At 72.0% G+C, this 286-nt stretch carries 1 pseudogene; it reads right to left on the reverse strand.

The annotated features are described in order from the left end of the window. A pseudogene (locus DBR22_RS14800) lies at positions 1-286 on the reverse strand (acetyl-CoA C-acyltransferase); the annotation flags it as partial.

Below are 286 nucleotides of genomic sequence, written 5' to 3' on the forward strand. Positions count from 1 at the left end.
CCAGTGCGCCGCCGTCCAGGTTGACCCTTTCCGGCTCAATTCCGAGGTAATCCAGGCACGCGAGGGCCTGCGACGCGAAGGCCTCATTGAACTCCACCAGGCCCACACCGGCCACGGACTGGCCTGCGGCCGCCAGCAGGCGCTCGGCAGCAACCGCGGCGCCGATGCCCAGCAGCCGTGGCTCCACGCCCGCGGTGTCCGTCGCCAGGACCAGCAGTCCGTCCGCCGCGCCCAGCTCGCGGGCCCTCTCCAGCGAAGTAATCACGACGGCGGACGCTGCGTCCGC

The organism is Arthrobacter sp. HMWF013, from assembly GCF_003061105.1.
Taxonomy (GTDB): domain Bacteria; phylum Actinomycetota; class Actinomycetes; order Actinomycetales; family Micrococcaceae; genus Arthrobacter.